The organism is Streptomyces sp. NPDC088387 (genome assembly GCF_044753385.1).
Lineage (GTDB): Bacteria > Actinomycetota > Actinomycetes > Streptomycetales > Streptomycetaceae > Streptomyces.
The window spans coordinates 208,674-223,094 of the sequence record NZ_JBIVNC010000008.1; the positions used below are offsets into that span (position 1 = coordinate 208,674).

Below are 14,421 nucleotides of genomic sequence, written 5' to 3' on the forward strand. Positions count from 1 at the left end.
CGCGCCCGCGTCCGGCCGTGCGGGGTCGCATGCCCCCGCACGGCTGTGCCGCCCATGGCACGCCGTGCCTGGTGACACGAGCAGGAGAACCCCTCCCGTGACAGCACTTCCGGATTTCAGACACTCCCGCTGGGCACCCCTGGCCGCACTGCTGACCGGCGCCGTCCTTCTGACCGCCTGTGGATCGGGCGGTGACGGCACCGGCGCCGGCAGCGGCCCGGCCAAGTCGGGCGGCACCCTGACCTTCGCGGTGGGCTCCGACACCGGCTGCGTGGATCCGCAGCAGGTCGGCAGCAACGAGAGCATCTACTCGGTACGCCAGATCGTGGACTCCCTGACCGACCAGGACCCGAAGACCGGCGAGATCGTGCCCTGGCTCGCCAAGAGCTGGGACATCGACGCCAGGGCGACGACGTTCACGTTCCATCTGCGGCCGGGCGTCACCTTCAGCGACGGCTCCGAGCTGACCGCACAGGTGGTCAAGGACAACTTCGACGCGGTGCCCGATCTCGGCCCCCTGGGCTCCCTCGCCCAGGGGTATCTCACCGGCGTCAAGAGCACCACCGTGCTCGATCCGCTCACCGTCAGGGTGACCTTCGCGGAGCCCAACGCGCAGTTCCTGCAAGCGACTTCGACCCACTCGCTGGGCATCGAGTCGTCGGCGAGCGTCAAGCGGACGCCCCAGCAGAAGTGCAGTGACGGTGTGATCGGCTCCGGACCGTTCGTGCTGGACGACTATGTGCAGAACCAGTCGATCACCCTGGCCAGGCGGACCGGTTACGACTGGGGTTCCGCCCTGTGGTCCAAGAAGGGTGAGGCCCATCTGGACAAGCTGGTGTTCAAGGTCGTGCCCGAGGCGGGTGTGCGGGCCGGCAGCCTCCAGTCCGGGCAGGTCGACGCGATCAGCAGCGTCGGCAGGGCCAACGAGGCGGCGCTGGGCGGTGGCCAGGTCGCCCTCCTGCGCCGGGCCAACCCCGGCGTGGTCTTCGGCCTGGGACTCAACAACTCCCGGCCCCTCCTCAAGGACACCAAGGTCCGTCAGGCGATCCTGGCCGCCGTCGACCGCAAGCAGATCGCCGACACCGTGTTCCCGACCGGCACCGCACCGGCGACCAGCGTCCTGGCACGCACCACACCCGACTACACCGACCTCTCGGCGGACCTGGCGTTCGACGCGGACAAGGCCAAGTCCCTGCTGGACATGGCCGGTTGGCGGGCCGGCGGCGACGGCGTCCGCGCCAAGGACGGCAAGAGGCTGAGCCTGACCATCACCTGGTTCCCCAACGCGGCCACCAACCAGCCCGCCCTGGAGCTGGTCCAGCAGCAGCTCAAAGCCGTCGGCGTCGACGTGGTGCTCAAGCAGCTCCAGGTCAGCCAGTTCGCCACCACCCTCCAGTCGGGCGACTTCGACGTGGTGTGGAGCAACGTGACCCGCTCCGACCCGGACATCCTGCGCAGCTCCTTCTCCACCGACCTCACCAACTACTACCGGCTGCCCGCCAGTTCACTGGACTCGGTACTGTCCGGGCAGGCGGCCACCACGGACACCGCAAAGCGCCGGGAGCTGGTCGGTCAGGCGCAGCGGCTCCTCGTGGAGAACGCGTACAACGTGCCGGTGGTGGAGCTCCAGACCCAGCTCGCCGTGTCGGGGAAGGTGCACGACCTCGACTTCGACTCGGGCAGCCGGATCCAGCTGCACGACACCTGGATCGGCTAGCGGATGCGCCACTACGTGGTCAAACGGCCGGCGCAGGCGGTCGGTGTGCTGTGGGCGGCGTACACGGTGTCGTTCTTCGTGCTGAACCTCCTGCCCGGTGACCCGGTCACCGCGATGGCCGGTGCCGGGCTGGACTCGGGGCAGGTCGACCCGGCCCGGCTCGCCGCGCTGCGGCACGAGTACGGCTTCGACAAGCCGGTGCTCCTCCAGTACGCCGACTATCTGGGGCGGGCCGTGCGCGGGGACTTCGGCGACGCGGTCTCCACCGGCCGCCCGGTGACCTCGACGGTGGCCGACGCGCTGCCGCAGACACTCCAGCTGACCGGGGCCGCGCTGCTGCTCGCGGTGGTGTTCGGCGGCGGACTCGCGGTGGTGGCGACGTACACGGGGCAGCGGTGGCTGCGGCAGTTGCTGCTGTCGCTGCCGCCGCTCGGGGTGTCGGTCCCGACGTTCTGGGTGGGGCTGATGCTCGTCGAGGCGTTCTCCTTCCGGCTGCGCTGGTTCCCGGCGTTCGGGAACGACGGGCTGCGGGGGCTGGTGCTGCCGGCGGTGACGCTGGCGGTCCCGACAGGCGCGCTGGTGGCCCAGGTGCTGGCCAAGAGTCTGCTCACCGCGCTGGACCAGGCCTATGTGGAGACCGCGCGCGCCAAGGGTGCCGGCCGGTGGCGGGTGCATCTGCGGCACGCGCTGCGCAACGCGTCACTGCCCGCGCTGACGGTGGTCGGCCTGCTGGTCGGTCAGCTCGTCGCCGGTTCGGTGGTGGTCGAGACGGTCTTCTCCCGCGACGGCCTCGGCCGGGTGACGGCGGCAGCGGTCACGGCCCAGGACATCCCGCTGGTCCAGGGGGTGGTGGTGTTCGGTGCGCTGATCTTCGTGGCGACGAATCTCCTCGTCGACCTCGTCTATCCGCTGCTGGACCCGCGGATCGTGGTCGCCCCGGACAGGAAGGCGGGCTTCGTATGAGCCAGAGCGTGGTCGACGACCGGGCGGAGGCCGCCCTCGGCACCGGCCTGCCCCTCGAATCCGGGCCGCCCGCACGACCGGGCCGACATGGCGGCGTACGGCAGGTGCTCCGGTTCCTGCTGCGCCGCCCGGGTCTGCTGCTGTCGGCCGTGGTGGTGGTGCTGGTGGTCCTGGCCTCTTTCCGGCCCGGCCTGCTCACGTCCCAGGACCCGCTTCGAGGGGTGCCGGCGGAGAACTTCCGTGCGCCGAGCGGCAGTCACTGGTTCGGTACGGACGAACTGGGCCGCGATGTGTTCTCCCGTGTGGTGCACGGCGCCCAGCTGTCCCTGAAGGCCACGATCATCGCCGTCCTGGTGGCGTTCGTGGTGGGCGGGCTGCTCGGGGTGGTCGGCGGGTTCGTGGGCCGCTGGGTGGACGACGTGCTGATGCGCTTCGTCGACGTCCTGCTCTCCATCCCCGCGCTGTTCCTGTCACTGGCCCTGGTCACCGCGCTGGGGTACGGGACGGTGAAGGTGGCGGTCGCGGTCGGCATCGCGAGCGTCGCCTCCTTCGCGCGGGTGGCGCGCGCCGAGGTACTGCGGGTGCGGCAGGCGGTGTTCGTCGAGGCGTCCCGCTCCTGCGGGGCCCGCTGGTACTCGGTGCTGGGACGGCACGTGCTGCCCAACGCCGCCGGCCCGGTGATCGTCCTGGCCACCCTGGACTTCGGCGCGTCGATCCTGGCCGTGTCCGCGCTGAGCTTCCTCGGCTACGGCGCGCCTCCGCCCGCCCCCGAGTGGGGGACGTTGATCTCCGACGGCCGCAACTACCTGGCCAACGCGTGGTGGCTGACGGCGCTGCCCGGTCTGGCGATCGCCGCGACCGTACTGGCCACCAACCGGATCGCCAGGGCACTGGACGGCGAGTGGGCGAGGCAGCGGTGAGCGACGGACATGAGATCGGTGATGACGTGACCGCACCCCTGCTGGAGATCCGCGGCCTGTCCGTGTCGTACCGCACCCGGGGCGGCAGCGTCCCGGCCGTGCGAGGGGTGGACCTCGACGTCCGGCCCGGGCAGGTGACCGCCGTGGTCGGCGAGTCCGGGTCCGGGAAGAGCACCACCGCGCATGCCGTCACGCGGCTGCTGGCGGCGAACGGCCGTATCGACGCGGGCACGGTCCGCTTCGGACGGCACGACCTCACCACCCTGTCGGAGGCGGAGCTGCGCACGGTACGTGGCGCGCAGATCGGGCTGGTCCCGCAGGATCCGACGGTCTCGCTGAACCCGGTGAAGCGGGTCGGCGAGCAGGTCGCCGAGGTGCTGCGCATCCACGGTCTGGCGACCCGGCGTACGGCGGCGGCCGAAGCGGTCGCCGTGCTGGACCGGGCCGGACTGCCCGACGCGGCCGTCCGCGCCCGGCAGTACCCGCACGAACTCTCCGGCGGCATGCGGCAGCGGGTGCTGATCGCCGTCGCGATCGCCGCGAAGCCCCGGCTGATCGTCGCGGACGAACCGACCAGTGCGCTCGACGTCACCGTGCAGCGGGTCATCCTCGACCATCTCCAGCACCTCACCGAGGAGTTGGGCACCGCGATCCTGCTGGTCACCCATGACCTCGGGGTGGCGGCCGACCGGGCCCAGCAGCTGGTGGTCATGGAGCAGGGCCGGGTCGTCGAGGCGGGCGAGACCCGGGCCGTCCTCGCCGACCCGCAACACCCCTACACCCGGCGGCTGCTGGCCAGCGCCCCGAGCCTGACCTCGGCACGTACCCGTAGGCCGGTCCCCGTCGCGCCCGCCGACGAGGCGCCCCTGGTCGAAGTCCGCAACCTGGTCAAGGAGTTCAGGCTGCCGTGCAGCGGCGGCGGGACCCGGACGCTGCGCGCGGTCGACGACGTCAGCCTCACCCTGCTGCGCGGACAGACCCTGGCCCTGGTCGGGGAGTCGGGCTCCGGCAAGTCCACCACCGCCCGTCTGGTGCTCCGCCTCACCGACGCGACCTCCGGACGGATCCTGTTCGACGGCACCGACGTGACCACCGCCAGGGGCGCCCGCGCCCGGGAACTGCGGCGCCGCGCCCAGCTCGTCTACCAGAATCCGTACGCCTCCCTGGATCCGCGTTTCTCCATCGGCGAGGTGATCACCGAGCCGCTGCGGGCGTTCGGGGTCGGCGACCGCGCCTCCCGGATCGACCGCGCCCGCCAACTGCTCGGCCGGGTCGCGCTGCCCGCCTCGACGCTGGAGCGCCGGCCCGCGGAGCTGTCGGGCGGCCAGCGTCAGCGGGTGGCCGTCGCCCGCGCCCTAGCGCTCTCGCCCGACCTGGTCGTGTGCGACGAACCCGTCTCCGCGCTCGACGTGTCCGTGCAGGCCCAAGTCCTGGAGCTGCTCGCGGAGTTGCAGGCGGACACCGGTGTGGCGTACCTGTTCATCTCCCACGACCTGGCCGTCGTACGGCAGATCGCGCACCGGGTCGCCGTGATGCGGGCGGGGCGGGTCGTCGAGACGGGCCCGCCCGAGGAACTCTTCACCGAGCCCCGGCACGCGTACACCCGCGAGCTGCTCGCGGCGATCCCCGGCGGGGGCCCGACCGCTCCCGTGGCGACCCCCGGCGGCGGCCCCTCCTCGGCCGCCGCGCCGCCCACCCCGCAGCGTTCGGAGGCACGATGAGCCCGGAGTACCTCTGGTACGTACCCAACACCGTCGAGCCGGGCCACCGCGGTGACGACACCACCGACGGCTGGGGGTCGATCGAGTACTCGACGGACCTCGCCCTGACCGCGGAGGCGCACGGCTGGGGCGGCGCCCTCCTGGGGACCGGGTGGGGCCGCCCGGACACCTTCACCGTCGCCACGGCGCTCGCGGCCCGGACCACCACGTTCAAACCGCTGATCGCCGTGCGGCCCGGCTACTGGCACCCGGCCAACTTCGCGGCCGCCGCGGCCACGCTCGACCAGCTCAGCCGCGGACGCGTCCTGGTCAACATCGTCAGCGGACTCGACAACCCGGCCGCCTACGGCGACACCACCGTCGATCCCGCGCAACGGTACCTCCGCACAAGGGAGTTCCTGCATCTGGTACGGCGGCTGTGGACCGAGGAGAACGTCACCTTCCACGGCGAGCACTTCCGGGTGACGGACTGCACGGTCGCACCCCGCCCCTTCCCGGTAGGTGGGCGGGACCATCCGGTGCTCTACTTCGGCGGGGCGTCGGAGGCGGCCGAGCGGGTGTCGGCGGCCGAGGCCGACGTGCAGCTCTTCTGGGGCGAACCGCTGGACGGGCTCGCCGAACGCATCGACCGGCTCCGGACGTTGAGCCGCCAGGTGGACCGGCGGCACCGGCCGCTGGAGTTCGGGCTGCGGATCACCACGGTGGTGCGGGACACCACGGAGGAGGCCTGGCGGGCGGCCGAGCAGCGGGTCGCGAAGATGGCGGCCGACGCGGGCGAGGGCTCCACCTGGACGGGCAACCGCGGTACGGCCGTCGGACAGCGCCGGCTCCTCGAACTGGCCGAGCGCGGCGAGGTGCTCGACACCTGCCTGTACACCACCCCCGGCAGGTTCGGCGGCGGCGGAGCCGCGACCACCTGGCTGGTCGGCTCCGCCGACGACGTGGCACACGCGCTGGAGAACTACCGCAGGCTCGGCATCACCCACTTCGTGCTGTCCGACACCCCGTACAAGCAGGAGATCGCGCGCGTCGGCGACCAGCTGCTGCCCAGGCTGCGAGCCACCGCCCCGGCCGCGCCGGACGCCCGGGTGACGGGCCCGGCGCCCCGGGCGCGCGGCGCCGAGCGCCCTTGACATGCGCGGGGGCCGACGACGTACGTTGAAAGTGCAAGTTCCTGACCGGTGGCTGGTGGAGGCCCTGATGCGCGTACCCGGTGCGGCACCCCGCGGTGCGCCCGCGCGTGCGCGGCTGACCGTCCGGCGCCATGTGGACTACTGCCGTACGTCCTCCGCGGTCTGTCCTTCCGTACACGTCTGACCCCCGCCGGCGCGTCCCGTCGGCCGTCTCGTCGTGGCCCCGCGGCCCCGAGCTCCCGTGTACCTCGGAAGGAAACCCATGTCCGGCCCTGCCCTGCACCTCGCCGTCGAGCTCGACGGCGACGGCGCCCATCCCGCGGCGTGGCGCCGCGCCGCCCACTCCCCCGACCAGTTGCTCACGCCCCGCCGGGTGGCGCGGGTCGCCGCCGTCGCGGAGAACGCCGGGTTCACCCTGATCACCCTGGACGACGGTGTGCTGCCGCCCGGCGCCGGACCGGATCCGGTGGGCCGGATCGGCGCGGTGGAGCGTGCGGCCTTCGTCGCGGCCTCCACCAGCACTGTCGGGATCGCGCCCGTCGTCCCGCTCACGTACGCCGAACCCTTCCACGTGTCCAGCCAGTTGGCGTCCCTGGACCACATCTCCGGCGGGCGCGCCGGGTGGGTGGTGAGCGAGGAGGAGCGTCCCGAGGCGGCCCGCGCGTGGGGGCGGCCCGTGGTCGCCGACGCCGGTGCGCGGGCCCGGGAGTCGCGCGACGGTGTCGAGGTGGCCCGCGCGCTGTGGGACTCCTGGGAGGACGACGCGGTCGTCCGGTCCGTGGCCACGAGCCGCTACCTCGACCGCGACCGGCTCCACTACATCGACTTCACCTCGGAGACCTACGCCGTGAAGGGCCCGGCGATCGTGCCGCGGCCGCCGCAGGGGCAGCTCGTCGTCCTGGGCGCGGCGGACCGGGTGCCCGCCGCACAGCTCGACGTCGCCCTGGTGGCGGGCCGGGACCTCGCGGCGGTCGCGAGCGGCACCGCCGCCGCGGGCACACCGCTTGTCTTCGCCGAGGTCGAGGTGGCACTGGACACACCCGAGGCCGGCGCGGCCGAGCGCGTCGCCGACCTGGAACGGCACACACCGTGGACGGACCGGGGGCGGCTGCGGCACATCGGCTCGGCGGACGGACTGATCGCGCTCCTGGGCGAGTTGAGCCGTCATGTCGACGGTGTACGGCTGCACCCGCTGGTGCTCGACGAGGATCTCGCCGTCCTCTCGCGCCTCGTCCTGCCGACGTTGTCCGAGCGGCGGCTGGTCGCGCGCCCGCTGCCCGGTACGTCCCTGCGCTCGACCCTGGGTCTGGAGCGCCCCGCGAACCGCTTCGCCGCCGCGGCCGTTCAGGAGGAAGCCCGATGACCCGCACCGACCCCCTCGACGTCCCGCGTCCCCACGCCCAGCTGCACTTCGGGGTGTTCTTCCAGGGCGTCAACCACTGGACGATCTGGTCCGCCCCCGACAGCGGCTCGCAGATCGACCCCGCGTCCTTCCGCCGGGTCGCGCAGACCGCCGAACGGGGCCTGTTCGACGCCTTCTTCCTCGGCGAGGGGCTACGGCTGCGCGAGGTCGACGGCCGGATCCACGACCTCGACGTGGCCGGCCGGCCCGACGCCATCACCCAGCTCGCGGCGCTGGCCGCCGTCACCCGCCGGATCGGCCTGGTCAGCACGTCCAACTCGACGTTCAACGAGGCCGCCGATCTCGCCCGCCGGCTGTCCGGCCTGGATCTGCTCTCCGAAGGCCGCGCCGGCTGGAACGTCGTGACCACGGACAACGCCTGGACCGGCGCGAACTTCCGTCGCGGCGGCTACCTCGACCACGCCGACCGCTACCGGCGCGCCGAGGAGTTCCTCACCGTGGCCCATGCCCTGTGGGACGGCTGGGAGGACGGGGCGGTCGCCCGGTCCGCGGACGCGGCCGCCTGGTCGGCTCCGGGCGCGGTGCGTCAAGTACGCCATCGTGGACCGCAGTTCGACGTCGACATCGCGCCCACCCTGCCGCGCAGCGCCCAGGGGCACCCGGTGATCTTCCAGGCCGGTGACTCCGGCGAGGGCCGTGACTTCGCCGCCCGCAACGCCGACGTCATCTTCTCCGCGCACGGCAGCGACTTCGACGACGCGCTGGCCTTCGCCGACGACCTCCGCAACCGGCTGCGTGCCGTCGGGCGGCCGGACGACGACCTGCGGATCCTGCCCGGCACCGAGATCATCATCGGAGCCACCGAGGAGGAGGCGCTGGAGAAGAAGCGCTGGATCCGGCTGCAACAGGTCACCCCCGCAACGGCCCTGGGCATCGCGGGGCTGCTGTGGGGCATCGACCTGTCCGGCCGGGACGCCGACGGACCACTGCCCAAGGAGGATCCGGTGGTCGCCGAGAACGACGGCTCGTTCGGCGCCCGGCGGGTCGCCGACCCGCGCGAGGTCGTCGCCGAGTGGCGGGCCAAGGCGGACGCCCACGGCTGGTCGCTGCGTGAGACGGTCATCGCGCTCGGTCCGCAGCGCGGTCATGTGGGCACGCCGTCCGGTCTGGCCGACCGGTTCGCCCACTTCGTGCGGCACGGCGCGGTCGACGGCTTCAACGTGACGCCGTATCTCGTCCCGGACGGTCTCGACGACATAGTCGACCTGCTCGTGCCGGAGCTTCAGGAGCGCGGGGTGTACCGCACCGAGTACAGCGGCAGCACACTGCGCGAACACCTCGGGCTGCGCGATCCCCTCACCCACCGCTCGGCGCCCGCACGCCGGGAAGCGGGCTGACGGGGGCCGGGTCAGTCCGCCTCGGCGCCGAGGACGTACAGGTGCGGAAGGTTGACGACGATCGCCTCCTGCGTGCTGCGGGCGATGACGACCACGGCCTCCTCGGTGGGGTCCGGGTTCTCCTCGCGGTGCGGCACGAACGGGGGGACGAAGATGTAGTCGCCGGGAGAGGTGCGCAGCCGTACCTCTTCCGGTGTGCCGGCCGAGTCGTCGAGGAAGACGAACTCGGGGTGGCCGCTGACCACATGGATGGCGGTCTCGGACTCGCCGTGGTGATGGTCGGAGGACGCGGTCGACGGGGCGACGTGCGTCTGCCCCATCCACAGCTTCTCGGAGCCCACCGTCCTGCCGCTGATCGCGGCGAACCTGCGCATGCCGCCGCTCTGGGCGGTGTCGCCGTCGAGTGCGTCGGCACGGATGTGGTGCAGGCGGGCGCGCAGCGGTGTGGTCCGGTCGCCCGGCCCGTCGTCGCTGTCGCCGAGATGAGGGTGGAATCCTTCGCCGGGGGTGGTCAGCGGCTCGCTCATGGGTCGGACGGTAGAGCTGGCCGGAAAAGGATGTCAAGAGGTGTCCATTGCGCTTCACCTGCGGCAATGCTCCTGAAACGTAGCAGCGGGAAGGGTGAAGGCCGTGGCCGGGGCCCGCGCGTCGGGCATCATGAGCGCATGCATATCTCCGCGAAGGCGGACTACGCCGCGCGGGCCCTGCTGGAGCTCGCCCGCGAACCCGACCGCCCCCTGACGTGCGAGGCCATCGCCTCCTCGCAGCAGATTCCGTTCCGCTTCCTGAAGTCCGTGGTGGGCGAGTTGCGCAGGGCCGGGCTGGTGCGCAGCCAGCGCGGCTGCGAGGGCGGGTACTGGCTGGGCCGGCCCGCCGACGAGATCACCCTGCTCGATGTCGCGCGGGCCGTGGACGGCGAGCTGATCACCCTGCGGGGCGAGCCGCTGGACGGGCTCGGCTATCCCGGCCCCGCCGGCGGCCTGCCCGACGTGTGGCGCCGGATCGAGGCGGACGCCGCCGCCGTCCTGGGCGCCACCACACTGACCACGCTGCTGCCCGAGGAGGTCGGCGAAGGGCTGGACCGGACGGGGGTGGCGTGACGGAGGGGACGGAGCGGGTGCCGGAGCCGGGGCGCGGGGCGGGCGAGGTGGCGAGTGGGGTGTCCGAGGCGGGCCTCGCGCCCGTCGAGGTCGTCGAGTACACCGATCCGCTGTGTCCCTGGGCCTGGGGCTCCGAGCCCGTCTTCCGTGCGCTCCGTGCCGCCCTCGGCGACCGGGTCCGCTGGCGGCGGGTGTACTGCATCCTCTTCGACGACAACGACGACCCCGCACCGAACCCCGCCGCCGAGACCGCCTGGTACTCCCGCTACGTCGAGGACATCGGCCAACACACCGGCGCCCCCAGGGCGTTCACGCTGAGCCGGGTCGCGGCGAGTTCGTGGCCCGCCTCGCAGGTCGCCACGGCAGCCGCGCTCCAGGGCCCGGCGGTGGCCGAACGGGTGCTGCGCCGGCTGCGCGAGAGCGTCTTTGTGCTCGGCGAGCCCGCGGACACCCTCGCACTCGCGCTCGCGGCGGCGCGGGGCGTGCCGGGAGCCGACCCCGGCCGGCTCGCCGCCGACGCGGCCTCCGCCGCCGTACTCGACCGCGTACGTGCCGACCACGCCGAGGCGCGTCGGCCGGTGCGCGAGGTGATGTCCGTACCGGACGGGTCCTCGCCGCATCCGGGTGCGGCCCGGGAGACCCCCGACGGCGGGTACCGGTACGCGCTGCCGACGCTGCTCGTCCGTGCGCCCGCCGGGGTCCGCGCGGTGCCCGGCCGGCGGTCGTACGAGGAGTACGCCGCCGCTCTCGACGCCCTGCACCCGGGGCTGCCGACCAGCCCCGTACGGCTGGATGGCGCACGGGCGCTCGCGTACCACCGGAGCCTCACCGAGCCCGAGCGGCGTGTGCTCACGCACGGGCACTGGCCGCCGGCCGGCGCGGTCCGGGTCGAGACCGGCAACGGCCCGCTGTGGCTGCATCCCGAGGAGGCGGGGACCCATCCCGCCGTTGTGCGTGGCACTCCCGCCGGGCCCTGACAGGCCTCTGATCAGCGCTCGGAGTCCGTCCCGCCGAATGAGACACCTTTTGGTGTCCATTGACAGCCGCCGATGACAGCCCCCAGGATGTGCAGCATGCTCACGACGCACCCCGGTGTGGTGTGCCGCTACGTGGACCTGCGGCGCACTTGCAGCGCACTCTGTCGCTGACCGCCCGCCGCCCCCGGCCCACAGGCGCCTGACCGCTCCCGCCGGCCGCACCTCCGCAGGCCGCCCGGTGCCCGTCGTCGCGCCGCTCCCCTCGCGCCTCGTCGCACGCCTTCCGCTCCCCTCCCGGCTCACCCGGCTCTCCCGGCCCACCCGCGACTCCGCCGACGCCCTTTGCCGTGAAACCGGCATGCCCCGGCGCGCAACGCAGCGCTCCGGCCCGCCCGTTCCGGCATCCGCCGGCGTCCGACGCCGCGGTCCACCGTCCTCGTTCCCGAGCCCGCGGCTCTCACGCGGCCGGAGCCTTCGAAGAAAGAATCGACATGTTCGGACGACCCACGCCGCACCGGCCCAGACTGATCCCCGGCCTTCACCCCCGTTCCCGGCGCCGGCTGCGCGCCGCCGCCCTGGGCACCGCACTCGCCACCATGCTGGTCCCGGCCCTCAGCGCCTGCGGCGGCGACTCCGCGGCCGCGAGCGGCAGTTCGACGCTGAAGTGGACCTCCTCCTACTTCCCCACCCACTGGGACCCGGTGGTCAGCGGCAGCGGCGCCCAGTTCCGCGAACTCGCCCTGGTGTACGCGTCGTTGACCCGCACCGACGAGAGCGGCAAGGCCGTGCCCGACCTGGCGCGGAGCTGGGAGTACAACGCGAAGGGCGACCAGGTCACCTTCCATCTGCGCCCCGGCCTCAAGTTCAGCGACGGCGAGCCGGTCGACGCCACCGCTGTGAAGGCGGCCGTGGAACGCGCCAAGAAGCAGCAGAACTCAGCGCTGTTCGGCGACCTGACCTCCATCGAGTCGGTGGACGCCAAGGGGCTCGACGCCGTAGTCAACCTCACCCAGGTCGACTACCAGATCCCTCAGCTGCTCGGTGAGCGCGTCCTCCAGATCGCCAGCCCGAAGGCGGCGAGGTCACCGGAGAAGCTGGACCAGAACCCGGTGGGCGCGGGCCCGTTCGTCATCACGCAGATCGTGCCGGGCACCAAGGCGGTCCTGAAGAAGAACCCGGACTACTGGGACGCCGAGAACATCCACATCAACAACGTCGAACTGACCTCGGCGCCCGACTCGTCGACCGTCGTCTCGGGCCTGAAGACCGGCGTCTACAACTTCGCCGACATCGACCCCAGCCAGGCGGACGCGGCCAAGAAGGCCGGCCTGGACGTCTTTGTGCAGCCCGGGTTCAACGCCTCCAACATCAGCCTCAACACCAACAAGGCTCCGTTCGACAACCCCAAGGTCGTCGACGCGGTCCGGTACGCGATCAACCGTCAGGAGTTCGTCGACAAGCTGACGTTCGGCTACGGCGAGGTGACCGACCAGCCCTTCCCCAAGGGCTACGTGGCCTACGACCCCGAGTCGGCGAACACCTATCCCTACGACCCGGCGAAGTCCCAGAAGCTCCTCGCCGAGGCGGGACACAAGCCGGGTGACATCAAGCTGGACCTGGTCATCCCGGCCGACGACCCGCAGGCGGAGATCGTCCAGTCGCAGCTGGCGAAGGTCGGCATCACCGTCAACATCAAGATCGACAAGAACTGGGCGACACCGTTCTTCGCCAAGGACCTGACGTTCTCGCTCTACGGCACCACGGGACGGGACTCGGCGCTTCAGACGCTCACCGCGCACTTCGGCCCCGACGGCCCGCTCAACCTCAGCTCACCCTACGAGCCGGCCGGTTTCGAGGCCGCCGTGGCCAAGGTCCGCGAGACCCCGCTGGACTCCCCCGAGTACACCAAGGTGCTGCAAGCCGCGACCCGGGCCGGTCTGCGGAGCGGGGCGCTGGTGTTCACGTACTCCCAGCCCAATCTCATCGCCAAGAGTCCGTCCGTCTCCGACCTGCCGAAGAACCCGGCCCACATCAACTGGACCGGCGTGACCGTCGGCGGCAGCTGACACTCCGTCCCACCACCGAGAGGGGGCACCCCATGACGACGACGGAGGCCAAGGCCGCGTCCGACGTCCGCCGTACGGTCGCCGCGGCCCCAACGCGGCACACGCTGGGCCGAGTTCTGGCCACCCTCGCCCGGTCGGTCGCGATCTTCGTGCCGGTCTTCCTGGTCGCGACGTTCGTGACGTTCGCGCTGCGCTCGCTCAGCGGGCTCAGCCCGGCGCGGATCCAGCTGGGCGAGGACGCGACCCCCGAGGCGATCGCCAGGGTCGAGGCACAGTGGGGCCTGGACCGGCCCTTCCTCGTGCAGTACGGCGACTGGCTGGGCGGTGTGCTGCACGGACAGCTCGGTTCGAGCTGGACCAACGGCGCCGACATCTCCACCCTGATCAGCCTCGGTCTCGGTGTGAGCCTGTCGGTGGCGACCTTCGCACTGCTCATCGGGGTGGTCGTGGGCTTCGCCCTCGGCACGGTCGCCGCCCTGCGCCGCACCACCTGGGTGGACCGCGCCATCACCGGCTTCGTCACCGCGATCTCGGTGATGCCGGCGTTCGTCGTCGGGATCGTGCTGGTCGCGGTGTTCGCGGTCGGACTGAACCTGTTCCCCTCCGCCGGATACGTCCCGGCGGAGCAGGGGCTGGGGCCGTGGCTCGCCCACATCACCCTGCCGGCGGTCGCGTTGAGCTTCGACGTCGTCGCCGACGTCGCCCGCCAGCTGCGCTCCAGCCTGGTCGCCGCCTACCGCGAGAACTACGTGACGGGCGCGGTCGTACGGGGGCTCGGTCCACGCCGGATCTTCTTCGGCCATGTGCTGCGCAACGGGCTCGGACCGGCGCTCGCGACCCTCGGCCTGAAGTTCCCCTCACTCGTCGGCGCCTCCGTCGTCACCGAGTGGATCTTCGGTCTCCAGGGGTTCGGCCGGTTCGCCAACGACTCCGCGCAGGCCGGTGACGTACCGGCCGTCCAGGGGGTCCTCGTCGTCTCGATCGTCCTGGTCGTGACGTTCAACCTGATCGTCAACCTGGTGCTGGCGCGTGTGACGCCCGCATCGCAGCGGGGGGTGTGAACC

Annotated in this window: 12 protein-coding genes; 11 read left to right on the forward strand and 1 reads right to left on the reverse strand. The window is 72.4% G+C overall.

Features of this window, described 5'->3' with window-relative positions; genetic code table 11:
* Window positions 1–97: 97 nt before the first annotated feature.
* From ACIQAC_RS22760 to ACIQAC_RS22790, 7 genes are all read left to right on the forward strand, one after another.
* The gene (locus ACIQAC_RS22760; protein WP_402193688.1) at window positions 98–1,717 is read left to right on the forward strand and encodes an ABC transporter substrate-binding protein; all 1,620 of its coding nucleotides are present in this window, start codon (window positions 98–100) and stop codon (window positions 1,715–1,717) included.
* A 3-nt stretch (window positions 1,718–1,720) separates the two neighbouring features.
* Window positions 1,721–2,680: an ABC transporter permease gene (locus ACIQAC_RS22765; protein ID WP_402193690.1), complete on the forward strand. Its 960-nt coding sequence runs from the start codon at window positions 1,721–1,723 to the stop codon at window positions 2,678–2,680.
* On the forward strand, window positions 2,677–3,600 hold the full coding sequence (locus tag ACIQAC_RS22770) for an ABC transporter permease (protein WP_402193691.1): 924 nt from the start codon (window positions 2,677–2,679) through the stop codon (window positions 3,598–3,600). The genes ACIQAC_RS22765 and ACIQAC_RS22770 overlap by 4 nt, the downstream gene beginning before the upstream one ends.
* Window positions 3,597–5,321, forward strand: a complete 1,725-nt coding sequence (locus tag ACIQAC_RS22775; protein ID WP_402193693.1) for a dipeptide ABC transporter ATP-binding protein — start codon at window positions 3,597–3,599, stop codon at window positions 5,319–5,321. Before ACIQAC_RS22770 ends, ACIQAC_RS22775 begins: the two co-directional genes overlap by 4 nt.
* Window positions 5,318–6,454 (forward strand): LLM class flavin-dependent oxidoreductase, encoded by a 1,137-nt coding sequence (locus ACIQAC_RS22780; protein ID WP_402193694.1) that lies wholly within the window; start codon window positions 5,318–5,320, stop codon window positions 6,452–6,454. Before ACIQAC_RS22775 ends, ACIQAC_RS22780 begins: the two co-directional genes overlap by 4 nt.
* A gap of 262 nt (window positions 6,455–6,716) precedes the next feature.
* On the forward strand, window positions 6,717–7,817 hold the full coding sequence (locus ACIQAC_RS22785; RefSeq protein WP_402193695.1) for an LLM class flavin-dependent oxidoreductase: 1,101 nt from the start codon (window positions 6,717–6,719) through the stop codon (window positions 7,815–7,817).
* Window positions 7,814–9,214 (forward strand): NtaA/DmoA family FMN-dependent monooxygenase, encoded by a 1,401-nt coding sequence (locus ACIQAC_RS22790; RefSeq protein WP_402193697.1) that lies wholly within the window; start codon window positions 7,814–7,816, stop codon window positions 9,212–9,214. The genes ACIQAC_RS22785 and ACIQAC_RS22790 overlap by 4 nt, the downstream gene beginning before the upstream one ends.
* An 11-nt stretch (window positions 9,215–9,225) precedes the next feature.
* Here ACIQAC_RS22790 and ACIQAC_RS22795 read toward each other — a convergent pair whose 3' ends face one another.
* A complete protein-coding gene (locus ACIQAC_RS22795) occupies window positions 9,226–9,741 on the reverse strand; it encodes a cupin domain-containing protein (RefSeq protein WP_402193699.1) in 516 nt (171 codons plus the stop codon).
* A gap of 138 nt (window positions 9,742–9,879) precedes the next feature.
* On the opposite strand from ACIQAC_RS22795, the gene ACIQAC_RS22800 reads away from it, so the two are divergent.
* The 4 genes from ACIQAC_RS22800 (at window position 9,880) to ACIQAC_RS22815 (ending at window position 14,418) form a co-directional block, all read left to right on the forward strand.
* Window positions 9,880–10,314, forward strand: a complete 435-nt coding sequence (locus ACIQAC_RS22800; RefSeq protein WP_402193701.1) for an RrF2 family transcriptional regulator — start codon at window positions 9,880–9,882, stop codon at window positions 10,312–10,314.
* 59 nt (window positions 10,315–10,373) lie between these two features.
* Window positions 10,374–11,291, forward strand: coding sequence for a DsbA family protein (locus ACIQAC_RS22805; protein WP_402193945.1), 918 nt, complete (start codon window positions 10,374–10,376; stop codon window positions 11,289–11,291).
* A 491-nt stretch (window positions 11,292–11,782) separates the two neighbouring features.
* Window positions 11,783–13,357, forward strand: a complete 1,575-nt coding sequence (locus tag ACIQAC_RS22810; protein WP_402193703.1) for an ABC transporter substrate-binding protein — start codon at window positions 11,783–11,785, stop codon at window positions 13,355–13,357.
* 32 nt (window positions 13,358–13,389) lie between these two features.
* Window positions 13,390–14,418: an ABC transporter permease gene (locus ACIQAC_RS22815; RefSeq protein WP_402193704.1), complete on the forward strand. Its 1,029-nt coding sequence runs from the start codon at window positions 13,390–13,392 to the stop codon at window positions 14,416–14,418.
* The last annotated feature ends 3 nt before the right edge of the window (window positions 14,419–14,421 follow it).